General features: G+C 47.9%; 23 protein-coding genes. 1 reads left to right on the top strand and 22 read right to left on the bottom strand.

The features are described 5' to 3' along the window. Positions 1 to 41 precede the first annotated feature (41 nt). Positions 42 to 1,361 carry an outer membrane protein transport protein gene (locus UF06_RS11075; protein ID WP_045570517.1) on the top strand — a complete coding sequence of 440 codons (1,320 nt, stop codon included), beginning with the start codon at positions 42 to 44 and terminating at the stop codon, positions 1,359 to 1,361. A 66-nt stretch (positions 1,362 to 1,427) separates the two neighbouring features. Here the strand turns inward: UF06_RS11075 and UF06_RS11070 are convergent, their stop codons facing one another. The 22 genes from UF06_RS11070 to flhA form a co-directional block, all read right to left on the bottom strand. Next, on the bottom strand, positions 1,428 to 2,219 hold the full coding sequence (locus tag UF06_RS11070; protein ID WP_045570516.1) for an MlaA family lipoprotein: 792 nt from the start codon (positions 2,217 to 2,219) through the stop codon (positions 1,428 to 1,430). A gap of 68 nt (positions 2,220 to 2,287) precedes the next feature. Then, on the bottom strand, positions 2,288 to 3,502 hold the full coding sequence (gene ccmI, locus UF06_RS11065) for a c-type cytochrome biogenesis protein CcmI (protein WP_045570515.1): 1,215 nt from the start codon (positions 3,500 to 3,502) through the stop codon (positions 2,288 to 2,290). Then, positions 3,502 to 3,984 carry a cytochrome c-type biogenesis protein gene (locus UF06_RS11060; protein WP_045570514.1) on the bottom strand — a complete coding sequence of 161 codons (483 nt, stop codon included), beginning with the start codon at positions 3,982 to 3,984 and terminating at the stop codon, positions 3,502 to 3,504. The genes ccmI and UF06_RS11060 overlap by 1 nt, the downstream gene beginning before the upstream one ends. Beyond that, positions 3,981 to 4,535, bottom strand: coding sequence for a DsbE family thiol:disulfide interchange protein (locus UF06_RS11055; RefSeq protein ID WP_045570513.1), 555 nt, complete (start codon positions 4,533 to 4,535; stop codon positions 3,981 to 3,983). The genes UF06_RS11060 and UF06_RS11055 overlap by 4 nt, the downstream gene beginning before the upstream one ends. Continuing rightward, complete coding sequence (locus UF06_RS11050) at positions 4,536 to 6,518, bottom strand: heme lyase CcmF/NrfE family subunit (RefSeq protein WP_045570512.1); 1,983 nt, start codon at positions 6,516 to 6,518, stop codon at positions 4,536 to 4,538. It abuts the gene before it with no gap. Beyond that, positions 6,515 to 7,000: a cytochrome c maturation protein CcmE gene (ccmE, locus tag UF06_RS11045; protein ID WP_045570511.1), complete on the bottom strand. Its 486-nt coding sequence runs from the start codon at positions 6,998 to 7,000 to the stop codon at positions 6,515 to 6,517. The genes UF06_RS11050 and ccmE overlap by 4 nt, the downstream gene beginning before the upstream one ends. Beyond that, positions 6,997 to 7,203 carry a heme exporter protein CcmD gene (gene ccmD, locus UF06_RS11040; RefSeq protein WP_045570510.1) on the bottom strand — a complete coding sequence of 69 codons (207 nt, stop codon included), beginning with the start codon at positions 7,201 to 7,203 and terminating at the stop codon, positions 6,997 to 6,999. The genes ccmE and ccmD overlap by 4 nt, the downstream gene beginning before the upstream one ends. An 11-nt stretch (positions 7,204 to 7,214) precedes the next feature. Next, entirely contained in the window at positions 7,215 to 7,958 is a 744-nt protein-coding gene (locus tag UF06_RS11035) for a heme ABC transporter permease (RefSeq protein ID WP_045570509.1), read from the bottom strand. Between the two features lie 107 nt (positions 7,959 to 8,065). Next, positions 8,066 to 8,734, bottom strand: a complete 669-nt coding sequence (gene ccmB / locus UF06_RS11030) for a heme exporter protein CcmB (RefSeq protein ID WP_039430139.1) — start codon at positions 8,732 to 8,734, stop codon at positions 8,066 to 8,068. A 1-nt stretch (position 8,735) separates the two neighbouring features. Beyond that, positions 8,736 to 9,353: a cytochrome c biogenesis heme-transporting ATPase CcmA gene (gene ccmA, locus UF06_RS11025; protein ID WP_045570508.1), complete on the bottom strand. Its 618-nt coding sequence runs from the start codon at positions 9,351 to 9,353 to the stop codon at positions 8,736 to 8,738. Between the two features lie 231 nt (positions 9,354 to 9,584). Beyond that, positions 9,585 to 10,082 carry a DUF2802 domain-containing protein gene (locus tag UF06_RS11020; RefSeq protein WP_045570507.1) on the bottom strand — a complete coding sequence of 166 codons (498 nt, stop codon included), beginning with the start codon at positions 10,080 to 10,082 and terminating at the stop codon, positions 9,585 to 9,587. Further along, positions 10,082 to 10,576, bottom strand: coding sequence for a chemotaxis protein CheW (locus tag UF06_RS11015; RefSeq protein WP_039430144.1), 495 nt, complete (start codon positions 10,574 to 10,576; stop codon positions 10,082 to 10,084). The genes UF06_RS11020 and UF06_RS11015 overlap by 1 nt, the downstream gene beginning before the upstream one ends. Positions 10,577 to 10,616: 40 nt before the next feature. Beyond that, positions 10,617 to 11,681, bottom strand: a complete 1,065-nt coding sequence (locus tag UF06_RS11010) for a chemotaxis protein CheW (protein WP_045570506.1) — start codon at positions 11,679 to 11,681, stop codon at positions 10,617 to 10,619. After that, the gene (locus tag UF06_RS11005; protein WP_045570505.1) at positions 11,671 to 12,450 is read right to left on the bottom strand and encodes a ParA family protein; all 780 of its coding nucleotides are present in this window, start codon (positions 12,448 to 12,450) and stop codon (positions 11,671 to 11,673) included. The genes UF06_RS11010 and UF06_RS11005 overlap by 11 nt, the downstream gene beginning before the upstream one ends. 8 nt (positions 12,451 to 12,458) lie before the next feature. Then, positions 12,459 to 13,589 carry a chemotaxis response regulator protein-glutamate methylesterase gene (locus tag UF06_RS11000; RefSeq protein ID WP_045570504.1) on the bottom strand — a complete coding sequence of 377 codons (1,131 nt, stop codon included), beginning with the start codon at positions 13,587 to 13,589 and terminating at the stop codon, positions 12,459 to 12,461. Between the two features lie 29 nt (positions 13,590 to 13,618). Beyond that, a complete protein-coding gene (locus tag UF06_RS10995) occupies positions 13,619 to 15,859 on the bottom strand; it encodes a chemotaxis protein CheA (protein ID WP_045570503.1) in 2,241 nt (746 codons plus the stop codon). 9 nt (positions 15,860 to 15,868) lie between these two features. After that, a complete protein-coding gene (locus tag UF06_RS10990) occupies positions 15,869 to 16,609 on the bottom strand; it encodes a protein phosphatase CheZ (RefSeq protein ID WP_045570502.1) in 741 nt (246 codons plus the stop codon). A gap of 120 nt (positions 16,610 to 16,729) precedes the next feature. Continuing rightward, a complete protein-coding gene (gene cheY, locus UF06_RS10985) occupies positions 16,730 to 17,098 on the bottom strand; it encodes a chemotaxis response regulator CheY (protein WP_000697869.1) in 369 nt (122 codons plus the stop codon). 45 nt (positions 17,099 to 17,143) lie between these two features. Further along, complete coding sequence (locus UF06_RS10980; RefSeq protein ID WP_045570501.1) at positions 17,144 to 17,878, bottom strand: RNA polymerase sigma factor FliA; 735 nt, start codon at positions 17,876 to 17,878, stop codon at positions 17,144 to 17,146. Next, positions 17,871 to 18,758, bottom strand: coding sequence for a MinD/ParA family protein (locus UF06_RS10975; protein WP_045570500.1), 888 nt, complete (start codon positions 18,756 to 18,758; stop codon positions 17,871 to 17,873). The genes UF06_RS10980 and UF06_RS10975 overlap by 8 nt, the downstream gene beginning before the upstream one ends. A 13-nt stretch (positions 18,759 to 18,771) precedes the next feature. After that, positions 18,772 to 20,271 (bottom strand): flagellar biosynthesis protein FlhF, encoded by a 1,500-nt coding sequence (gene flhF, locus UF06_RS10970; protein WP_045570499.1) that lies wholly within the window; start codon positions 20,269 to 20,271, stop codon positions 18,772 to 18,774. A gap of 30 nt (positions 20,272 to 20,301) precedes the next feature. Next, positions 20,302 to 22,404 (bottom strand): flagellar biosynthesis protein FlhA, encoded by a 2,103-nt coding sequence (flhA, locus tag UF06_RS10965; RefSeq protein WP_045570498.1) that lies wholly within the window; start codon positions 22,402 to 22,404, stop codon positions 20,302 to 20,304. Positions 22,405 to 22,451 lie beyond the last annotated feature (47 nt).

The raw sequence follows: 22,451 nt of genomic DNA, 5'->3' as shown, positions 1-22,451 counted from the left end.
TAAAATTCTTGCCTACCTATTCACAAATTCAGCGAACAATAATGAAAACCAACAAGACTCTCCTCTCCACGGCGGTCGCTTTTAGCCTGCTAACTTCAATCCATCAAGCTCACGCTGCTGGCTTCCAATTGGCCGAGTACTCGGCAACTGGCTTAGGACGTGCGTATGCTGGCGAAGCTGCGATGGCTGACAACGCAGGCGCACAGTGGCGCAATCCTGCTATGTTGACTTACCTCAAAGGTACTCAGATCTCTGTCGGTGCGATTTATGTGAATCCGAATATTGATGTAAAAGGCTCCACGACTCTATCAAATCCTCAGACTGGAAATGTCATCTACACTACTGAATCGCAATCAGATGACTTTGCACACGATGCGATCATTCCTAATGTATATCTATCACACCAATTTAATGACCTTGTTTCTCTAGGTTTTGCATTGGGTACCAACTATGGCATGGAAACCGATTTGGGGAACAACTTCTCTGCATCTCACTTTGGGAATGAGGCAAGTGTGATCACCAAAGAGGCAAACTTAAATCTTGCCTTGCGTCTAAATGAAAAAATCAGCGTAGGCGGAGGCGTTCGCTACATCGTTGGCGAAGGTAGCTTTGGCGCTAAGACACCCGCAGTGAATATCCTGCAGCAGCCTCAAGGCAAAACCATAAAATATATGGAAGGTGATGATACTGAGTGGGGATGGCAGCTAGGCTCAGCTTGGCAAGTGAATAAAGATCACCGGATAGGTTTTGCTTATAAGTCAGAAGTAAAACTTAAATTAACTGGCCATGCAGAAGGCTTTGGTTTCAATAAAATTCCGGGTGATACCCGTGACTTTTACATGAAAGGAAGCATGAACTTATCTCTTCCCGCGACCGCAGAACTCGCCAGTTTTCATCAGCTTGATGAAAAACTAGCGGTTCATACCAGCATCAACTGGACCGATTGGAGTTCATTTGAGAAACTGCAAGCCGATTTAGTTGATGGCTCTTCAAGTACTGTCAAAATCGAAAACTGGGAAGACAACTATCGCTTCGCGCTAGGTGCGACTTACCAGTGGGACACCAAGCTTGCACTACGTACGGGTGTGGCTTACGACACCTCTGCGGTGAGTGATAAAAACCGCACCATCACCATCCCAGAAACGGACCGTACTTGGCTGAGCATCGGTGCAAGCTATCTGCTCACCGACGACTTAACCCTAGACGCTGGCTTTACTTATATCTTCGCCAAAGATGCCAAGATAAAGGAATCGCGCGGCTATGAATCTGACGACAAGGCACAGCTAGTCGGCGGCGCTTTCGAGGGTGAAGTTTCTGGTAATGTTTGGCTAGTTGGCGTTCAGGCAAGTTACCGCTTCTAAGCAGCTCCGTTCATTGAGCTGAGCAAGATAAAAAAGGGCCTTGGTATAAGCAAGGCCCTTTTTCGTTTAGTAATCTTCAGCGAGATATTCATCGAGCAGATCTTCTTCTTGCTCATCAATCTCATCGACCGTCACTTCCGCTTTAAACGCTTGGCGTTGTAAGTAGACTTCTCGCGTCAGAGCATACGGATCGGGCGACGTATCCAACTGCGCTTCTTGAGAAACGAGCAGCGCGCGTGTTTCCATCCCTTCGAAAGCCCATTTGCCTAAACTCGCCCAAAAGTTGAGATAAACTAATGGCACATATAGGCCATCCACCGTATCAGTCACTTCTCGCACGGTATAAGGGCCATAGCCTGGGAGCATTAAATAAGGACCGTTGCCAACACCATAGTGCCCTGCTGCATCACTAAAAGACTTATTGTCGTTTTTATTGATCCCCGCGGCTGAAGCAATGTCGATTAAGCCAAGCAGGCCAAAGGTCGAGTTTATCCAAAAACGGTTAAAGTGATTGACCGCTTTCTCGCCATTGCCCATTAAAAGGTTATTCACCACACTGGATGGCTCATCCAAGTTGGAAAAAAAGTTGGCAATGCCAGAGCGAACGGGGGTCGGCGTGTATTCTACATACGCTAATGAAACGGGTCTCACTAAGTAGGGATCGAGGTATTCGTAGTTCAGTGTCCACATCGAGCGGTTGAACGATTCAAACGGATCGCCATCGTAGCTTGTTTGGTCCGAAGTGGTTTCAGACGTTTCTCCTGCACTCTCTGGCACGGATGAACAGCCAGCGAGTCCCATCAGCAGTGCCAGCAAAACCAGCAAAGATTTCCCTTGGTTTAACATGATCATTTCCATCGTGACAACGAATCAATATAAAGGCCAGCAATCGCTGGCCCATAGATTCTACGCAATAGTAAACGAGATTAATATTGTTTATTAATCGTTACTGTAACAGGCTGATTGATTGCAACCGCCTCACTTTCACCATACCAATCATGATCGCGAGTGGTGACATTGCCATCCGAATCCAGTCGGGCTCTGACCATCACTTCGCTTAAGCTCGACAAATTTTGCCCTTGCATCATGCTGTTACTATCATCCAACATCACTGTCCGCGGAAATGAACCGAGTGGATAACGTGCCGCTGCGACGGGCATCGGTGAACCATCAGCGCGATGCACTGAGACAATCAGCACCGCATTGGGATCCGCTTGTACATTTGGCGCAAGTTCAATGGTAACAGCAACACCGGAGGCGGCTGGTGCTCCTTCTCCCAAACGCTGTTTGGCACTTTCAATACTGCGAGAGAGCATCTCATAGCGGCTGTCTTCAGGGCCAATCATCTGTTGCATGATGCTCCAGTACTTCACTGCTGCGGAAAAATCTTGACGCTCAAAAGCATCAAACGCCAGCAAAGAGAAGACTCGCAAATCAACATAATCTTGCTGGACCAGCTCACCTAAAATAGACCGTGCATTGGCTTGATCCATTTCATCTTGTGACAACATTAGCGCTTGTGCATAACCCAGCTTGACGTCTGCGTCGTTAGGTTGGATATCGTACGCTTTTCGCATGGCATCAATCGCAGTGCCAATATCGCGGTTAGCCAACGCAATACGCCCCAACAACAACCAGCCTGTGGAATCTTGTGGCTGGTAGTGCAAACGGGTACGTAGTGCCAGAGTCAGGTCTTGCATCTCTTCATCGCTGAGTGGCTCTGCAGTGGAAGACATCAGCTTTTTCGATAATTCCGGCAAGTTGGCACTGACTTGATGCCACGCATCCACCTCTTGGTATGCGCCAAATTTGATGTACAAGCCGTAACTGAGCACAATCGTAAGCAGTACAGAAGGGACAATTACCGCCGTGGAGGAAATGCGCGACTGCATTTTATCCGTCTGCGATGGAATATCGTCGAGAAGTGACTGCTTAAGATCGGCGATCAATTCTTGTTGATCGACCACCAAACCTTCTGACGTTTCTTCTTGCAGCTCAGATAAACGGTCTTTGTAGAGCGCCTTGTTCAGTTCGTCACGCAAGATGTCGTCATTGTTCTCTTTGCGCTTGATGAGCGGCAAAGCGATCATCACGCACGCTAATACACTCAGGGCAACGGTGGATAACCAAAATAGTGTCATTACTGCTTGTCTCCGTTGTTTTCATCCTGAAGTAATGCTTTTAAACGCGCTTCTTTCTCTGCGTCCCATTTTTCTTGCTCGCTAGCACTGACTGCTTTGCGCTTTCGGCTGCGCAAGATAATCAGAGAAAATCCGATGAGCAAGACCGCCAGCGGTCCAAGCCAGAGGATGGACGTCGCGGCAGTGAGCGGCGGATTGTAAGTCACAAAATTGCCATAGCGCGCCACCATATAATCGATGATTTCTTGCTTGGATTTACCTTCTTTGGTCATCTCATACACTTTATGGCGCAAATCTTGCGCTAAAGCGGCGTTCGAATCAGCGATAGTGTTGTTTTGACATTTCGGGCAGCGCAAGGTGTTACCAAGCTCTTTAAATTGCTGTTCTTGCTGCAAATTATCGAACTCGTACACTTCAATCGCGGCATAAGCAGACAAAGAGAAAGTCATGGCGGTGAATAACGCCCAAATCCACTTTTTCATTGCTTCGCCTCCTGAACTAACTGCTGGTAAAGCGGTTCAAGGGTTTCGGCCCAGTTGCGCGGATTGACATCCCCAACATGGCGATAACGAATCACCCCTTCGGCGTCAATGACAAAGGTTTCAGGAGCGCCATACACGCCGAGATCCAAGCCCAACATGCCGTTGCCATCAAACAAGCTGATGAGATAAGGATTGCCGAGATCGTTCAGCCATCCCACCGCTTTATTGCGATCATCTTTGTAGTTCATACCGATGATTTTTACCCCTTGCGAGGCGAGTTGATTGAGATACTGGTGCTCTGCGTAGCAGGTTGGACACCAAGTAGCCCAAACATTAAGCAGTAACGGCTCACCTTTAAAGATCGCTTGATCATAAAGCTTGCCCGGCTCAACCAAATCTTCCAAACGGAACTGAGGTACTGGTTTACCGATAAGTACCGACTCCAATTTGGTTGGATCATCACCGTGCTGGTTCCTTACCAACTGGGTGGCAAACGTCGCCGCGAGAATCAGAAAAATCGCCAGCGGAATAAAGAGCACTTTCTTATTCATTTACGCCTCCTGCTCTTGGTTTTTCATTGGCTCTTTGGCTCCTTTTTTCTTGCGAAAACGGTAGCGCCTGTCAGAAATCGCCAAAATACCGCCGAGTGACATGATGATAGAGCCAGCCCAGATCCAACGAACAAAAGGTTTGTAGTAGATACGCACTGCCCATGAGCGGTTATCTTCCAAACGCTCACCCATTGCAATGTATAAATCGCGCGTAATACCACGGTCGATCGCCGCCTCAGTCATCATGGATTTCGCTGTGCGGTAGAAGCGTTTTTCCGCATGCAAGGTATTGATGTAATTACCGTTGTGGCTAACTTCAAAATCGGCGATATAGCCGTCGTAGTTCGGGCCGTCTTTATCTCTTAGGCCTGAGAAGTAAAAGTCGTAGCCTTGGATTTGAAAATGCTCACCCGGTGCCAAGCGCACATCTCGCTCAATGCTGAAATTTTGTACCATAGCAATACCGATCACCGTTACCGCCAAACCGACGTGGCCCAACATCATTGCCCAGTGACTGCGTTGCAGTTTACCTACGCCTTCAACGAATGAGTGGCGATGAGTCGCGCGTTGATACAGTTCAAAAGCGTGCATTGTGATGATCCAAATGGCCATCACCCAACCAATGTACGCCATGGCATCAAAGAAGTCCGCGAGTAAATAGACACACAATGCGCCGAGACCCAGTGAAATCACCGCTGAGATCAGCATCGGTTTGTACAAAGACGAGAGCTGGTCACGCTTCCAACGAATCAGTGGGCCAATCCCCAGCAGGAAAGCAAACGGCATCATCAACCATGCGAAAAGCATATTGAAGAATGGCGCGCCAATCGAGACCGAACCCAAACCCAACTGTTTATGCACTAGCGGCAGCAAGGTGCCAACCAGCACCACCACGAGAGCGGCGATGAGCATGACGTTATTCGCAAGCAAGGCATTTTCTCGTGAAATGAGCTCAAAGTTGCCGCGAACTCGCACTGATGCGCCTTTAACGGCAAACAGTAACAGTGAGCCGCCGATGACAAACACCAAGAAACCAAGAATAAACATACCACGAGCGGGATCAGAGGCAAAAGCATGCACCGAGACCAGAACACCCGAACGGACCAAGAAGGTACCGAGCAGGCTGAGCGAAAACGCCGAAATCGCGAGTAGTACCGTCCAAGCTTTAAAAGTGCCGCGTTTTTCAGTGACCGCTAACGAGTGCATGAGTGCGGTGCCCGCCAACCAAGGCATGAACGACGCGTTTTCTACTGGATCCCAGAACCACCAGCCGCCCCAGCCAAGCTCGTAATATGCCCACCAAGAACCTAGAGCGATGCCCAACGTCAAAAATACCCAAGCCGCGGTTGTCCACGGACGAGACCAACGCGCCCAGGCGGTGTCCAATCGACCAGTCATCAATGAGGCAATCGCAAACGAGAAGGCAACCGAAAAGCCGACGTAACCCATGTAGAGCATTGGCGGATGGACGATAAGACCTGGGTCTTGCAGCAGCGGGTTAAGATCGCGGCCATCAACCGGGAAGAAAGGCAAAGTACGTAAGAATGGGTTCGATGTGACGATGATGAACAGCAAAAAGCCAACAGAGATCATGCCCATGACGGCAAGTACTCGCGCGACTGATTCTTGCGGCATACCACGGCTAAAAGTGGCGACGGCAACGGTCCATGCGGCTTGGATCAAGACCCACAGCAGTAAAGAGCCCTCGTGAGCTCCCCAAACCGCTGTGAGACGATAATACCAAGGTAACTGGCTGTTTGAGTTACTCGCGACGTATTGCAAGGTGAAATCGTTGGCATAAAAGCCGTACGCAAGCGCCGCGAAGGAGAAGAGCAACATCAAGAACATCGCCCAAGAAAGAGGACGAGCGCTGTTCATCAGCATGGTGTTGTTGTTGGAAGCCCCCCACAATGGCAATGCGCTCAATAAAACGGCCATTGACAGAGAGAGGATCAGGGCAAAATGCCCAATTTCAGCAATCATTGACCACTCCCCTGTTTTTGCTCATTGGTGTACTGCAACGGTGCATGATTTTTTTCCATCGCTTCGGCAATTTCTGGCGGCATGTACTCTTCATCGTGTTTTGCCAGTACTTCGAAAGCTTCTACTGTGGTCGCATTTTTGAGCACGCCTTGAGCCACAATGCCCTGCCCCTCGCGGAACAGATCAGGGAGTATGCCCTCGTACTCAATGGTCACTTTGGGTCCTACATCGGCAAGTTCGAAGCTCACTTTCAGTGATTCAGGATCGCGACGAACCGATCCCTTCACCACCATTCCGCCAATTCGAAGCCGCTGCCCCACTTCGGGTTTAGTACCATCATCTTTGCCTTGAACGAGCTCAGTTGGCGTGTAAAACAGGTCCATATTCTGGCTCAGCGCGTACAACATCAAACCAATGGTCGCCCCAATGCCGACAAAGATGGCTAAGATAATACTCAGTCTCTTTTTACGTCTTGGATTCATAGGGTATTCTCCATATTCTTGGCGGCATCAATACGAGCCTGTCTATCAATTTTTGCTTTCACTTCGTCGAGCAAAGCACGTGTGCGACGAGCGCTGCTTACGTATAAAGCCAACATGGCCAAAAAAGTAATAGCAAATGAGCCCCACACATATGCTGCGTAGCCACCCATAGCAAAAAAATCACTCAGAGATTCAAAATACATGACTCAATACCTCACTGAGTTTTAGCCAAAGCGAGCTCTTTCACCCAAGGGCGATGACTCTCTTTACTTAAAATTTCATTGCGAAAACGCACCATAGCGACCGCACCAAAGAAGAACGCAAAACCAAAAATGTTCAGAAGTAACGGCCAAAGCATTGAAGCTGATATGGACGGTTTTGCAAATTTAGTAATCGTGGCGCCTTGATGAAGCGTGTTCCACCACTCGACTGAAAAATGGATAATCGGTAGGTTAATTACGCCAACAATCGCCAATATACCTGCTGCTTTCGCGGCGTTTTTTTGATCATCAAAAGCGTGATAAAGGGCAATTACGCCCAGGTAGAGAAACAGCAGGATCAACTCTGAAGTTAGGCGTGCATCCCAAACCCACCACGTTCCCCACATGGGTTTACCCCAAACTGCCCCCGTCACTAAAGCAATAAAGGTATACACAGCGCCAATCGGAGCCATCGCCAGCGCTGCCATATCCGCGAGACGTAATTGCCATACGATGCCAATAAACGCGGCTATCGCCATCGACATGTACACCCCCATAGACCAAATGGCCGATGGGACATGGATATAAATGATACGGAAACTATCGCCCTGTTGGTAATCTGATGGGGCAAACGCCAACCCCCAAATGCTGCCAACGAGCAACAAAATTAAGGCCAGCACAGAAAACCAAGGCAACAATTTACCACTGAGTTGGTAAACTGCCTCCGGCTTTGCATAGGGATGGAGCCATTTCCACATGTCTATTTCTCACTCTACTTCACAGGACACAAACAGCGTGTGACACACTCGCTGTGCGATCGTTATTTTTATTAGTGTAATCTTGTTGCAAAGGTGATTTGACACACCTAGTTAACGCTGACTCTCAGAGCCGCGCTTATTGCAAATGGAGTTAAGGTTGTTGCCCCCACCAGCATCGCACCCAGAATGGCCAGTTGGCCGCTATAACCCATTCCTAATGCCGCAGCATCAATCGCCGAGGTAGCAAAAATCAAAATAGGGATGTACAGCGGTAGGATCAATAAGCTCAGTAGCACACCACCTTTTTGTAACCCTACGGTTAACCCGACGCCAATCGCACCAATGAAACTTAGCGTCGGAGTGCCAACAAGCAGTGTCAACACCACCGCTAACCAGGTATTAAAATCGAGCGATAAAATAATCGCCAATACTGGGCTAATCAAAATCAGCGGCAAGCCTGTCAATACCCAATGAGATATGACCTTAGAGATCACCACAAGTTGCAATGGGATCGGCATCAGCATCATTTGCTCAAGCGAGCCATCTTGAAAATCGTCACGAAATAATCGCTCAAGCGATAACAAAGCAGAGAGCAGTGCAGCGACCCACACAATGCCTGCCGCAATTCGTGCTAATAGGTTGGGCTCTGGACCAATGCTCAATGGAAATAAGGTAATCACGATGATGAAAAACCACAGTGGATTTAACACGTCAGCTTGACGTCGAAACGCTATCAGCAATTCACGGCGGATAATGGTCGTCATGGCCGAGATCATATTAGTCACCCAACTTAATTTTTCTGAGTTTCGGGCTATCAGCAAACATGTCCTGATGTGTGGTCAGAATCACAATGCCACCATTCTCAGCGTGCTGAGCAAACAGCGCCTCAAGAACTTTCACCCCTTGCTTATCTATCGCGGTGAGTGGTTCATCCAAAATCCAAAGAATTTGTTTACTCAGCCATAAACGTGCCAGTGCAACTCTTCTTTGTTGACCGGCAGACAGTTGGGCGACAGGCACATCTTCTCGCCCTGCAAGCCCGACTTTGGCCAATGCTTGAAATATCACATCCCGAGAAGAAGATTCTTGATGAACAGATTGATAAAAACTGAGATTTTCAAACGCGGTCAGTTCTCTTTTTACTCCGGTCTGGTGCCCGAGGAATAAGAGATCTTGATGAAACTCATCTCTGCTTTTGTCAATTCGCTCCCCTTTCCAAAGAATCTCCCCCTCTTCTTTATCACCCAGCCCCGTGACAATGCGCAGTAAAGTCGTTTTGCCAGTGCCGTTACGCCCCTCGATCTGTACCAGCTCTCCGGGTTGGATAGAAAATGTCAAGTTCTCGAAAAGAACGCGCTCATCGCGAATAGCAGTTAGATTTGATACTTCCAGCATAAGCTTCATAGCTACATAAAATGAACGGGTATATTAGCACATCTGTTCCGAGACAAGACAGGATAACAGGGCGTTCAAATTTGTAACTTCGTGAGAAATTGTTAACTGCTATCACAATTATTTAAATCTACGTCTAAAGGGGGATAGAGAATGGTTGAACCTTGTACCAAGTGTTTCATGCAAAAGCAAAAAAGAAGCCGGAGCTTCTTTTTTGTTTGACTGATTTCACGTTTATCGGCGTCCTTTGGGACGTTGAGATCGCGATGGCTCAAATTCATTAGGATGACCACTCAACGGCGGGACTTTCTCTTTACCCGCAATTTTCTTTTGCAGTGACAGCATCAGCTCCGCTTCGGCTTTGGGTAGCTCACACTCTTCAATCAGTTCGTTAATATCCGCACCGAGTTGGACCATCTTACTAGCTCTCGTGTAGAGACGACCATCAGTATCCGCCTGCTCTAACTCCACAATGCGATCGTTAAGATGCTGAATAATATCTTGCTGTTCAGTCACTCTCTGCCCCAATCCGACAACGACGGAGCGCACTTCAAGTAGCTGTTTATTCGCTTTTTGTAACTCTTTTTCAACGCTGCGTAATTGCAAACGCTGGTGATCTTGCTGCTTCTGCAATGCACTCTTCGTGCGCCACTGCATGGATAACAAAAGCAGCACCACCAACATGGCACCACCAATCCACACAGCGGGGCTTTGGAAAAACGCTTCTACCATTACAGATGAGCCATCTCATCCCATTCTTCGTCAGTCAGGAGTTTGTTCAAGTCAACCAAGATCAACAGCTTGCCGTCGCGGTTGCTGACACCTTGAATAAACTTAGCACTCTCATCGGTGCCCACTGAAGGCGTTGAATCGATTTCAGAAGAACGTAGGTAAACCACTTCAGCCACACTGTCCACCAAAATACCAATCACTTGGTGTTCAGACTCAATCACAATGATACGTGTGTTATCAGTAACTTCACCTTCCATCAAACCAAAACGTGCACGCGTATCGATAACGGTGACGACATTACCACGTAGGTTGATAATACCTAGCACATAATCAGGGGCGCCAGGAACTGGAGCGATTTCAGTGTAGCGAAGTACTTCACGTACCTGCATTACGTTGATGCCGTAAGTTTCTTCTTCCAGCTGGAACGTCACCCACTGAAGTACTTCATCACTTGTTTTATCTTTTTTCACTTCTACTTCGTTAGAATGAGACATAGGTAATCCTCGTTAATGTCGTTCCCGACTTCTCAAATGCTTAATTTAGTGATTTTACATCTAGTCCGGCATTTAGCATGGAAATTAATGCTTCTACATGAATTAAAGCACACATTTTTTCTTTCACCATCCCGGCAAGCCACGGACGTTTGCCCGATTGCTCGCGCCAACGCACCTTTTGCGGGTAAAGCAATTCGGTCCCTAAAAGCTTACTGCTGGCAAGCCCCCACATGCTCGACCCCAGCATAACGATGTACTGATAGTGGGTTTTATACTCGTCATCTTTCAGTTTATCTGGCATCACCCACTTTGCGGTATCGACCACATCTAACTGCTGATCGCGGTTCGTCTGTAGACCAAGATACCAGCCTGGACGACCAATCAAGTGATTTAATGTAGTCATCTGATGGATACCGCCAAGCTCATCTAACGGCACAGCGAATGTAACACTATTGACTTCAAAATAGAGCACTTGAAACGCTTCTGAGCGTTCAGTTGAGGTCCACTCACGCTTCCCTGCACCAGAAGTTTGGGTCTTTGGCTCCGGCTCTGCCTCTATATGAGTTTCTATTTTTGCTTCAAGCTCGACCTGTTCTTGTACAATCGTCTCAGGTTCTATCTCCTCGATAATAGGTTGGGCGATTAAAGATTGCGAAAGGGTCCAATCTTGGATCTCTTCAACCTCGTCAGCAATATCCCACTCTTGAATTTCTTCAACCAAGTCGGCTTGCGAAACAAAAACCTCTTGTTCTAAAGGTTTAGCTGCGTCTTCTTTCAGACTGGCTATTTGCGCAGTATTTTGCTCGAGTAGCTCATCAATACCCAATTCATCAACCACATTGGTTGATTCCAATTGACTTAGAAGACGCTGAACATCCTCAAGGTTAGGCGCTTCAAGTTCTTTAACCTCGATTTCCGCGTAACTGTATGATTCCGGCTCTGAATACCGTAACTTCAACTCCGGCTCATGCTCTGACGTCTGCCAAGTAATCACTGAACTCGGCTCAGACACAATCAGCTCAAGTTCCTGCTCTTCAGACAGTAAAGCACTAAAATAATCATCTAGTGCTTGTTCACTCGATAACACCGCTGCTTTACTGCTCATCAATCGCTAACCTCTCTAAATAGATTAGCAACTGCTTATAAGCAAACACTCCTCGACTGCCATCTGCAAAGTGCGAAGCTGGGAGGCGTTTTAAACTTGCGTCTCTAAATTTGGTGTCAATTGGCACCGCCGACGTCCAAACCTTATCGGGATAGTCTTCTTTTAGTTGGGTTAAAGTTTGCAAAGAAGCCTTAGTCCGCTTGTCATACATGGTCGGAACTATCGTCACTTTAAACGGATCTCGACGAGATTTTTGCATAATGGTCAGCGTCCGGATCATGCGTTCTAGCCCCTTCATGGCAAGAAACTCCGTTTGAACCGGGATCAGAATACGATCACTCGCCGCTAATGCATTGACCATCATCACGCCAAGGATCGGTGGACAATCAATCAGTACATAGTCATATTCTTTCGACAACGCTATCAAGGCTCGTTTGAGAATCAACCCCATTCCACTGCGGTTACCCATCACACGGTCTAGAGTCGCTAAAGACATGTGCGCTGGAATTATGTCGATACCTTCGATATCGGTTTTCATCACTAGAGGTTTCACACTCTCGCGATTAAATTCTTTGAGCTGGAATAAATCAAAAAGACTGCTTGACACTCCATCAGGATCAAACCCCAGATAAGTGGTCAAAGAGGCATGGGGATCCGTGTCAACTAACAACACGCTATGCCCTTTCTTACTCAGCAAGCCAGCTAAAGTCACTGTGGTGGTCGTTTTTCCGACGCCGCCTTTTTGGTTCGCTACACTCCAGACAATCATACCTTTCCTTATGCCAGCCCAACTTCAACCAGCATACGCTCGGCAATGCGATCCAAAGGCAAGTCTTCGCTAGAGATTCCTGCTTTTGCCACCGCCTGAGGCATACCGTAGACCACGCAGCTCTCTTCGTCTTGAGCCCAAATTGTTGAGCCTGCAGATTTAAGCATGCGTGCACCTTCACGTCCGTCAGCGCCCATGCCAGTCAGCACCATAGAAAGGACTTTGTCCGCGTAGATCTTTGCCGCAGAGCCAAAGGTCACATCCACACATGGCTTATAGTTCATTCGTTCGCCACCATCGATAATTCTCAAGCGCGCAGCGCCAGGCCGACCATCAATCATCATCTGCTTACCACCAGGCGCCAGGTAAGCCACACCCGCTTGTAACACATCGCCATCTTCCGCTTCCTTCACTTGGATTTTACACAGCGAATTTAAACGGCTTGCAAAGGCAGCAGTGAACGTTGCAGGCATGTGTTGGATCAAGACAATAGGATGCGGGTAATTAGCCGGCAATTTGGTGAGAATTTTTTGTAATGCGACCGGACCACCAGTAGAAGTACCAATCGCAGTGAGCTGATATTTTTTCCCAGAAGCACGAAATTTTGTTGTCACTGGCGCTCGAGTTGGTGCTGGAGCGGCTACATCACGGCGCAACCCAAAACTGCCACGCGTGGAGCTTGCAGGCGAAGCAGGTGTTGTTCGTTCAATAGGTTGAGCTACCGGGCGTCGCATAAATGCACGCTTTGAGGCAATCTGCAGAACACGCTGCTGCAACAATGACACCGCTTCGTCACGGTTACGGGCGATGTCTTCAAATTTTTTCGGTAGAAAATCCAAAGCACCAGCATCAAGTGCATCCAGAGTGGCTTTGGCACCGTCATGAGTCAAAGAAGAAAACATTAGAATCGGCGTCGGGACCGACGCCATAATTTCACGAACAGCCGAAATTCCATCCATCACGGGCATTTCGATGTCCATCGTAATGACGTCTGGTTTGAGGCGTTGGGCTTTCTCAACCGCCTCTTTCCCGTTGACTGCGACGTCAATCACCTCTAGGCGCGATTCTGCATTGATGATTTCACTGACGCGTCGTCTGAAAAAGCTTGAATCATCAACTACTAATACTTTAATCGCCATTTGAATCCTTATAAAAATCGTGGCTCAAATTATATCCGCGACGCGGCTGCATACTGTTTGAGCAGATCCGGCACATCCAGAATCAGAGCTATGTGGCCATCACTAGTAATGGTTGCACCCGCCATTCCCGGCGTACCTTGCAGCAAGTTATCCAGCGGCTTAATAACCACTTCTTCTTGACCAATTAAGGTATCGACGACAAAACCAACACGCTGACTGCCAATTTGCACGATAACCACGTGACCATGCCCTTTGCGCAGTTGGATCTTACCCGCTTTGGGCGCAAGCCAATTTTGCAAGTAGAACAGCGGAATAGACTTGTCGCGCACAATGATGGTCAATTGTCCATCAACAATGTTTGTTCGGCTAAGGTCAAGATGGAAGATCTCATTCACAGACGCCAGTGGCAATGCAAATGGGTGCCCGGCCACTCCTACCATTAAGGTCGGCAGAATAGCCAGAGTCAAAGGAACCTTGATGGTGATCTTCGTCCCTTTGCCCATTTCAGAATCAATATCAATCGAACCGTTTAACGTATTGATTGCCGTTTTCACCACATCCATACCGACGCCGCGCCCGGAGATGTCAGAAATTTTCTCTTTACTAGAGAAACCTGGCGCAAAAATGAGGTTAAAACACTCTTTATTTGATAAGCGTGCTGCAGCATCTTCGTCCATCATGCCACGTTTGACCGCAATAGCACGTAGCTTATCTGGATCCATACCACCGCCGTCATCGACAATCGCTAGCTCAATGTGATCCCCTTCCTGGGATGCAGAGAGAATGACTTTACCCGTACGAGATTTACCCGCTTTGACTCGGTCTTCAGGCATTTCGATGCCATGGTCTACAGAGTTACGCACTAAGTGGATCAATGGATCAGCTAGGGCTTCAACCAAGTTCTTATCTAGATCCGTTTCTTCGCCGCGCATTTCCAGTACGATGTCTTTTTGCAGACTACGAGCAAGATCTCGAACAACGCGAGGGAAGCGACCAAACACCTTTTTAATCGGCTGCATGCGCGTTTTCATAACCGCGCCTTGCAGATCGGCGGTCACAACATCAAGGTTAGCAACGGCTTTGGCCATCTCTTCATCGTTGCTATTTAATCCAAGACTGAGTAAACGGTTACGCACTAAAACAAGTTCACCAACCATATTCATAATGGTATCGAGTGTCGAGGTATCAACACGAACCGTCGCCTCTGCTTGTGTCTTTTTCGCTGCAGCGACGGCGGGTGCTTTTGCATCTTGAGTTGCTGGTGGAGCAGGAGGCGCTGCTTTTGCGACTGCGGGTGCGACTTTAGGCGTTGCTTGCGGTGCTGGTTTTACAGCCGGTTTCTCCACAGGTTTAGGCGTTTCTTTAACGTTTGCTGAAGCAGGCTTCGTTGCCATTTCCAGTTCTTCAATAGAAGGGCCTTTACCTGTACCGTGCAATTCGTCGAGCAGTTTCTCAAATTCTTCATCTGTCATCAAATCACTGTCTGCAGCCGCGACCGATTTGGTGGGGGTTGCAGGCGCAGCAGGTGACACTGATTTAAAGTCTGACGAGGAAGGGCTCTTACCTGCTCCGTGTAATTCGTCTAGAAGTTTTTCAAACTCGTCGTCGGTAATGTCACCATTATCAACAACTGGAGTTGCAACCGATTTAGCAGCAGGCACCACCACAGTATCTGCATTCTTACCTGGCGCTGAACCTTTGCCATGCAGTTCATCAAGCAATTTTTCAAATTCATCTTGAGTGATTTCATCGACAGAGGAAGCACTGACAGCAGTTGGTGCCGTTTCTTCTAGCACTGGCTCTTCGATGATAGACTCTGGTTCAAATTCTGGTTCCGGCTCAGCGACTTCTATCGTTTCTTCAGCAACTTCGTCTTCAGATTCAGGTCGGCAAAGATGATGAAGCTCGTCCAACAACATCGGATCAGCGGCCTGTAAAGGCTCGTGATCTTGAACTGCCTTGAACTGGGTATTCACGGTATCCAGAGCACGTAGCATGGTATCCATCAGTGCAGGCGTAACAGAACGCTGTCCATTACGCAGCACATCGAAGACGTTTTCTGCGCCGTGACAGGTATCAACGAGTTCAGCGAGTGATAGAAAGCCAGCACCACCTTTAACAGTATGGAATCCACGGAAAATAGCGTTAAGAAGATCCCTGTCTTCTGGATTATTTTCCAATTCTACTAACTGCTCAGAAAGCAGTTCCAGAATTTCCCCGGCTTCAATTAAGAAGTCTTGTAGGATATCTTCGTCTAAATCGTAGCTCATACGTTACCTTTAAAATCCGAGACTGGATAACAAATCATCGACTTCATCTTGCGACGCAACCGCATCCTCACGAAGTTCTGGGTGCAAAATCGGCCCTTCGGGCTCGCTTCCACTTTTTTCTTTGTTGGCACTTGGGGTGGTGTCTAAAACATTTTCTTTTAATGGTTTATTTGCGGCGAAGACGGTTAATATTTCGACTAATCGCCCTTCCACTTCATTAACCAAAGCAATGACTCTACGGATTATCTGTCCTGTGAGGTCCTGAAAATCCTGGGCCATTAATATTTCTGTTAATTGACTTCTCAGCTCAGTGCTGTCCCCTTCAACCTGAACCAATAACTCGTCAATACGATGACAAAGGGCCTTGAACTCACTCAGTTCGATGCGACCACGCATTAACTCGTTCCACTGTGGCCTGACCTGCAACAAACACTGATGCAAGTTGTCCGCAATCGGTAGACAATGCTCGACAGCGTCCATGGTTTTATTGGCGGCAACTTCCGTTTTATCAATGACGTATTGAAGGCGATCCCTCGCATCAGGGATTTCATCTTGAGTGATTTCCGTCATTCGCTGATCAAACGCGAAGTTTTTCAGTGAATCATGTAGATCTCTAGTCAACACGCCAATTTCCTGCAGCATAAGGTTTCCCTTATCTTCGTAAATTGAAGCGACCAAAGCATCTGCCTGTGCCTGTTCACCGTTTTCCAGCAATTCAACTAGAGACTTTGCTTGCTCTAATGAGATCATTCTGAATAGACCCTTTTCGTTTTATGCTCCGTAAGCATGCTGCGCTGATGAGCCGCTAAGATCGAATTTGAATTTTTCTTAGGTTATAGCAGCTCTGACGAAGTTATCTTCAAACGAGTCTTATAAACGTTCGAATATTTTATCTAATTTTTCTTTCAGGGTTGCAGCAGTGAACGGTTTAACGATATAGCCATTTACTCCAGCTTGGGCGGCTTCAATGATCTGCTCACGCTTCGCTTCTGCAGTAATCATCAATACTGGCAGGTGTTTAAGCTCCTCATCGGCACGAATATTTTTCAGTAGATCGATACCCTGCATGCCAGGCATATTCCAATCCGTCACGACGAAATCGAAATCACCTTTTTTCAGCATAGGTAACGCTGTCAAACCATCGTCCGCCTCTTGGGTGTTGTTAAAACCCAAATCACGAAGCAGGTTCTTTACAATACGGCGCATTGTTGAGAAATCATCAACAATAAGGATCTTCATGTTTTTATTCAAAATTGCCTCCACTGAATTTCACAATCAGTGTCTTTAGTCATGTTGTGTCCAAGCACTAAGTTTAGTACGAAGACGTTGCATGGATTGGCTCAATATCTGACTGACACGTGACTCGCTAACACTCAGAATTTCCCCAATTTCTTTTAAGTTTAGCTCTTCATCATAATAGAGCGAAAGTACCAAAGCTTCACGCTCTGGAAGCTGTTTTATTGATTCAACCAATGCTTTTCTGAAATATTCGTCAGCAACGCCTTTGAATGGGGTGTTATCTTCTGAATCTTCGACTGAGGTGATGACGTCATCTGAAACGCCTAAATCCTCAATACCAATCAGACGGGAGCAATTTATATCCGTCAGCGCTGCGTGGTATTGCTCCATGGTTAATCCCATGTGAGCAGCCACTTCTGCATCGTTTGGATCACGATTGAGAATCCCTTCCAATTCTGCAATCGCCTGACTGATTTCTCGGTTGTTTTTATGAACCGAACGCGGAACCCAATCACCACGCCTGATATCATCAAGCATGGCACCGCGAATACGGATTCCTGCGTAAGTTTCAAAACTGGCGCCTTTTGAAGCATCGTAATTTTGCTGTGCTTCAATCAACCCTATCATGCCCGCTTGAATTAGATCTTCCACTTGTACACTGGGTGGCAGTCGACCTAACAGGTGGTGCGCAATGCGTTTGACCAACACGGAATACCGCTCGATAAACAGCTTTTGGCTGTTTACATTGGCGTGTTGATCATAGGTTAGCGCTTTATTCACCAAACGGTTCCTCTAAAAATTCATTGCGGCTTAGCAATCGCTCGACAAAAAACTCAAGATGCCCACTTGGGGCCTTCGGTATCGGCCAGGTCAAAGCTTTGTTTGCCAATGAACTGATCGCCAGCGCAGCCGGAGAACGCGGGAAGGCGTCAACGACTATCTTTTGCTTTTTAACCGCTTGTCGAACTTTATCATCTAATGGAATACATGCTACGAGTTCGAGGCTCACATTCAAGAATCGCTCTGTGACCAAAGTCAATTTTGCAAACAATTCTCGCCCTTCACGGTAGCTTCTGACCATATTTGCAACAATCTTGAAGCGTTGCACCTGATGTTCCTTGCTTAACAACTTAATTAAAGCATAAGCATCGGTAATTGACGTAGGTTCATCACAAACGACAACCAAAACATCCTGCGCAGCGCGCGAAAAGCTGATCACCATGTCTGAAATGCCTGCTGCGGTGTCAATCAGCAGCACGTCCATTTCGTCTTCCAAACTACCAAAGGCACGGATTAAGCCAACGTGCTGAGCGTGTGAAAGCTCAGTCATGCTTTGTGTTCCGGAAGTCGCGGGTATTATTCTAATACCATACGGTCCTTCAACAATAGCATCTTTTAATTCACACTCACCAGCTAAGACATGCCCTAAGTTGCGTTTTGAACGAATTCCGAGCATAACGTCAACATTTGCTAAGCCAAGGTCGGCATCAAGTACCATGACTTTTTTACCTTGACGTGCCATGGCTATCGCCAATCCAAGGGTAACGTTCGATTTACCCACACCACCTTTACCACCAGTCACCGCGATCACTTTAGTGAGTGAAGGTTTTGTTAAGCGACGGAGGCCGCTTGCTTGATCGTGTATCATATTCTCAGTCATAATTGTCCGCCGCCTAGAATCCTTCGTTGTCACTATTCCAGTAGTGAGGTTCATTCTCTGTCGACTTCTCAAGCAGTTCATTCGCTTTCGCGATCATGTATTTCGGTTGTGCAATCACGATGTCTTCAGGAACTCTTTGTCCGTTGGCGATATAAGCCACGGGTAAAGCGTTTTGAATTACAACGCTGATAAACTCCCCCAAGCTCAACGATTCGTCGAGCTTAGTCAGGATGCAACCTGATAAAGGAATTCGTCGGAAATGTTCTATAGTTTCCTGAAGGACTCTGCGTTGCGCCGTCGCAGGAAGGACAAGGTAGCTATGGATTACTTCGCCGCTTTCTTGCATTAACGTGTCTAACTGTTCGGACAAACGTACATCACGCTGACCCATACCGGCGGTATCAACCAAAATGAGTTTTCTATTTCTCAATTGGTAGATTACATCGGCTAACTCTTTAGAATCTTTAGCAACTTTTACTGGGCAGCCCATAATTCTGCCGTAAATGGAGAGTTGCTCATGTGCACCTATTCGATAGGTATCTGTGGTCACCAAGGCAACATTATTCGCCCCGTACTCCATCGCCGCACGAGCAGCGAGTTTGGCTATGGTGGTGGTTTTCCCGACCCCTGTAGGGCCAAGCAGGGCAACAACGCCACCTCGCTTAAGGATATCTTGCTTGGTGATCGCAATTTGGTCTGAAACCAGGGCCAATAGTGCTTTCCAAGCGCGCGCGGGTTTGGTGTCCTCGGGAATGTAGCAAGCCATTTGATCTGCCAATTCCGCTGACACACCCATGCGTTCAAGGCGTTTTATCAGCATGGCGCGAAGCGGTTCTCGACGCTCCACTTCTTGCCAAAGAAGGCCAGAGACTTGATGTTCAAGCAGACGGCGAATCGAGGTCATCTCTTCACGCATGTTCTCCAACTCGTTGGCCGATTCATCGCTTTCCTGAGGAAGCTGACGGCGATCATAACGGGTTGGATCAAGACGCGGTTGTGGCTTATCAATACGTCGGTCTTCGGCGATCAACTTAGCGAGCGGCGAGTTTTCACGCACCCTCACTGAGTTATGTTGATCATCACGGTGTTTGGATTGACGTTGCAGCAGGGCTGATAATGAATCTTCGTTTTCGCGTTTGCGTTGTGGCTCATCACTCTGTTGGTTGTACTGCTTCAGCATGTTGGCGAAACGTTTGGTCATTGAACTGTTGTCGCTCTTTGCCGCGCTTTCACTACGCAAACTGACGCGATCATCTTCAACCGCACGAGCGGTCAGACGCCCAGCAGAGCTACTTGAAAACTGCCCGGACTCTTGTACCGAGCTTGCTGTCTGTCTGCGGCTTGACGTAGCAGCAAAAGTCGAAGACGCACTGTCCCCGTCAATGGCCGCAACGATCTCCACCCCTCCGGCCACTTTTTTATTGGACATGATCACCGCGTCCGCTCCGAGCTCTTCTTTCACTTGAAGGAGCGCCGTTCTCATGTCTTTGGCAAAAAATCGTTTTATTTTCAAACCATTCGTCCATTTAACAGGGTTTAACTATTAGTTACCCACTGCCTGTACAATGCGGATCTGTTTCTCGTCTGGGATCTCCTGATACGAGAGCACTCTGAGATTTGGTATTGTGTTCTTCACAAATTTCGCCAGAGTTGAACGCAACATACCGGAAGTCAGTAAGACAGCTGGTTCGCCTTTCAGCTCTTGCTCTTGAGTTGCCATACTCAGAGAGGCTTGCAGACGTTCTGCGAGACCAGGTTCAATTCCCGCAGACTCCCCGCCCGACGCTTGCATTGTCTGATGCAATATTTGTTCCAGCTCTGGAATTAAGGTTATCACAGGCAGCTCAGGCTCTATTCCATTGATTTCTTGGACAATTAGACGCTTAAGTGAGATGCGAACCGCCGCTGTGAGGATGTCGGGTTCTTGACTCTTCGAAGAGTATTCAGCCATGGTCTGAACTATGGTGCGGATATCGCGGATTGGAATTGCTTCGTTAAGTAGATTTTGTAATACCTTCACGACCACACCAAGCGGCAGTTGGTCAGGGACAAAATTCTCCACCAATTTAGGTGCGCTACGACCCAGCATCTCCAGCAGGTTCTGCACTTCTTCGTGACCAAGCAACTGCGAGGCATTGTTGGTTAAAAGCTGGCTCATGTGCGTTGCCAATACCGTCGAGGAATCCACCACGGTGTACCCAAGCGCCTGCGCATGTTCACGCTGCTCTGGGCGGATCCAAACCGCTTCGAGGCCAAAAGCAGGATCGATGGTCGGTTCTCCATCAATCATGCCATACACTTGCCCAGGGTTGATCGCCAGCTCTTGATCGGGGCGAATTTCTGCTTCACCCACGGCCACCCCCATTAAGGTAATGCGATAGCTGTTGGGCGTAAGTTCAAGGTTGTCACGAATATGCACGGGGGGGATGAGGAAGCCAAAATCTTGCGACAGTTTTTTTCGTACCCCTTTGACTCGCTCTAGCAACTCTCCGCCTTGATCTCTATCCACCAAGGGGATCAGGCGATAGCCCACCTCCAAGCCAATGATGTCAACTGGCTGTACATCGTCCCACGAAAGCTCACGCACTGATGGCGCATTGCTGGTATCAATAACGGCGGGGGTTTTGGGCTGTTTGGCTTTTTGCTTATGCTTTTTGTCGATGAAGTACGCTCCCGCGCCCGCAGCAATGGCGAGCAGTAAAAAGGAGAAATGGGGCATACCAGGAACAATCCCCATGACCCCTAAAATCGCGGCGGTGATCATCAGTGCTTTCGGGTTATCAAACATCTGAAATATCAGTTGCTCACCCATGTCTTCATCGGTATTTTGCCGTGTCACCATCATGGCCGCTGCAATCGATAAGAGTAGTGATGGGATCTGCGCAACCAGACCGTCACCGATGGTCAAAAGGGTATAAATCTGGATGGCTTCAGAAAAGCCCAGACTATGTTGCGCCATGCCGATAGACAGGCCACCAATGATGTTGATGAACAGAATCAAGATACCCGCGATGGCATCCCCTTTGACAAATTTGGAGGCACCGTCCATCGAACCGTAGAAGTCCGCTTCTTTGGTCACTTCAAAGCGGCGCAAACGGGCTTGCTCTTGATCAATCAAACCAGCATTTAGGTCGGCATCAATTGCCATCTGCTTACCAGGCAAAGCATCCAAGGTAAAGCGAGCACTCACTTCAGAGATACGCCCCGCACCTTTGGTCACTACCATAAAGTTGATGATCATCAGGATGAGGAACACCACTAAACCAACGGCGTAGTTTCCGCCGATAACCACGTTACCGAAAGCTTCAATCACGTTACCTGCGGCATCGCCACCTTCATGGCCTTTCAGCAACACGACCCGCGTCGAGGCAACGTTCAGTGCCAAACGTAACAGCGTTGCAATCAACAACACGGTCGGAAACGCCGCAAAATCGAGTGGGCGGCGCGTATAAACGGTCACCAACAACACCACCATCGACAGGGCGATGTTGAAGGTAAAAAACATGTCCAACAGGAACGCGGGGATAGGCAATACCACCATCGCCAGTGTCGCCAGCACCATCACTGGTGCGCCGATCGCAGGCATGGAGCGTTGGGGAATTTTAGGCAACTTATCTGCAAACGGCAGAGTAAATTTTTTAGCCATTACTTCGTCTCGGTTGGGTGAAACTTAACTCGCTTGTCATCTGAAAA

This window comes from Vibrio sp. S234-5, from assembly GCF_000960595.1.
Classification (GTDB): domain Bacteria; phylum Pseudomonadota; class Gammaproteobacteria; order Enterobacterales; family Vibrionaceae; genus Vibrio.
The sequence above is the reverse complement of the archived record's forward strand: the minus strand, read 5'-3'. Positions and strand labels throughout refer to the sequence as shown.

What these genes read in the sequence shown, in the direction of transcription:
- UF06_RS11075 (WP_045570517.1), top strand. Translation starts at nt 42, where the DNA reads ATGAAAACCAACAAGACTCTCCTCTCCACGGCGGTCGCTTTTAGCCTG.
- UF06_RS11070 (WP_045570516.1), bottom strand. Translation starts at nt 2,219, where the DNA reads ATGGAAATGATCATGTTAAACCAAGGGAAATCTTTGCTGGTTTTGCTG.
- ccmI (WP_045570515.1), bottom strand. Translation starts at nt 3,502, where the DNA reads ATGACACTATTTTGGTTATCCACCGTTGCCCTGAGTGTATTAGCGTGC.
- UF06_RS11060 (WP_045570514.1), bottom strand. Translation starts at nt 3,984, where the DNA reads ATGAAAAAGTGGATTTGGGCGTTATTCACCGCCATGACTTTCTCTTTG.
- UF06_RS11055 (WP_045570513.1), bottom strand. Translation starts at nt 4,535, where the DNA reads ATGAATAAGAAAGTGCTCTTTATTCCGCTGGCGATTTTTCTGATTCTC.
- UF06_RS11050 (WP_045570512.1), bottom strand. Translation starts at nt 6,518, where the DNA reads ATGATTGCTGAAATTGGGCATTTTGCCCTGATCCTCTCTCTGTCAATG.
- ccmE (WP_045570511.1), bottom strand. Translation starts at nt 7,000, where the DNA reads ATGAATCCAAGACGTAAAAAGAGACTGAGTATTATCTTAGCCATCTTT.
- ccmD (WP_045570510.1), bottom strand. Translation starts at nt 7,203, where the DNA reads ATGTATTTTGAATCTCTGAGTGATTTTTTTGCTATGGGTGGCTACGCA.
- UF06_RS11035 (WP_045570509.1), bottom strand. Translation starts at nt 7,958, where the DNA reads ATGTGGAAATGGCTCCATCCCTATGCAAAGCCGGAGGCAGTTTACCAA.
- ccmB (WP_039430139.1), bottom strand. Translation starts at nt 8,734, where the DNA reads ATGATCTCGGCCATGACGACCATTATCCGCCGTGAATTGCTGATAGCG.
- ccmA (WP_045570508.1), bottom strand. Translation starts at nt 9,353, where the DNA reads ATGCTGGAAGTATCAAATCTAACTGCTATTCGCGATGAGCGCGTTCTT.
- UF06_RS11020 (WP_045570507.1), bottom strand. Translation starts at nt 10,082, where the DNA reads ATGGTAGAAGCGTTTTTCCAAAGCCCCGCTGTGTGGATTGGTGGTGCC.
- UF06_RS11015 (WP_039430144.1), bottom strand. Translation starts at nt 10,576, where the DNA reads ATGTCTCATTCTAACGAAGTAGAAGTGAAAAAAGATAAAACAAGTGAT.
- UF06_RS11010 (WP_045570506.1), bottom strand. Translation starts at nt 11,681, where the DNA reads ATGAGCAGTAAAGCAGCGGTGTTATCGAGTGAACAAGCACTAGATGAT.
- UF06_RS11005 (WP_045570505.1), bottom strand. Translation starts at nt 12,450, where the DNA reads ATGATTGTCTGGAGTGTAGCGAACCAAAAAGGCGGCGTCGGAAAAACG.
- UF06_RS11000 (WP_045570504.1), bottom strand. Translation starts at nt 13,589, where the DNA reads ATGGCGATTAAAGTATTAGTAGTTGATGATTCAAGCTTTTTCAGACGA.
- UF06_RS10995 (WP_045570503.1), bottom strand. Translation starts at nt 15,859, where the DNA reads ATGAGCTACGATTTAGACGAAGATATCCTACAAGACTTCTTAATTGAA.
- UF06_RS10990 (WP_045570502.1), bottom strand. Translation starts at nt 16,609, where the DNA reads ATGATCTCATTAGAGCAAGCAAAGTCTCTAGTTGAATTGCTGGAAAAC.
- cheY (WP_000697869.1), bottom strand. Translation starts at nt 17,098, where the DNA reads ATGAAGATCCTTATTGTTGATGATTTCTCAACAATGCGCCGTATTGTA.
- UF06_RS10975 (WP_045570500.1), bottom strand. Translation starts at nt 18,758, where the DNA reads ATGACTGAGAATATGATACACGATCAAGCAAGCGGCCTCCGTCGCTTA.
- flhA (WP_045570498.1), bottom strand. Translation starts at nt 22,404, where the DNA reads ATGGCTAAAAAATTTACTCTGCCGTTTGCAGATAAGTTGCCTAAAATT.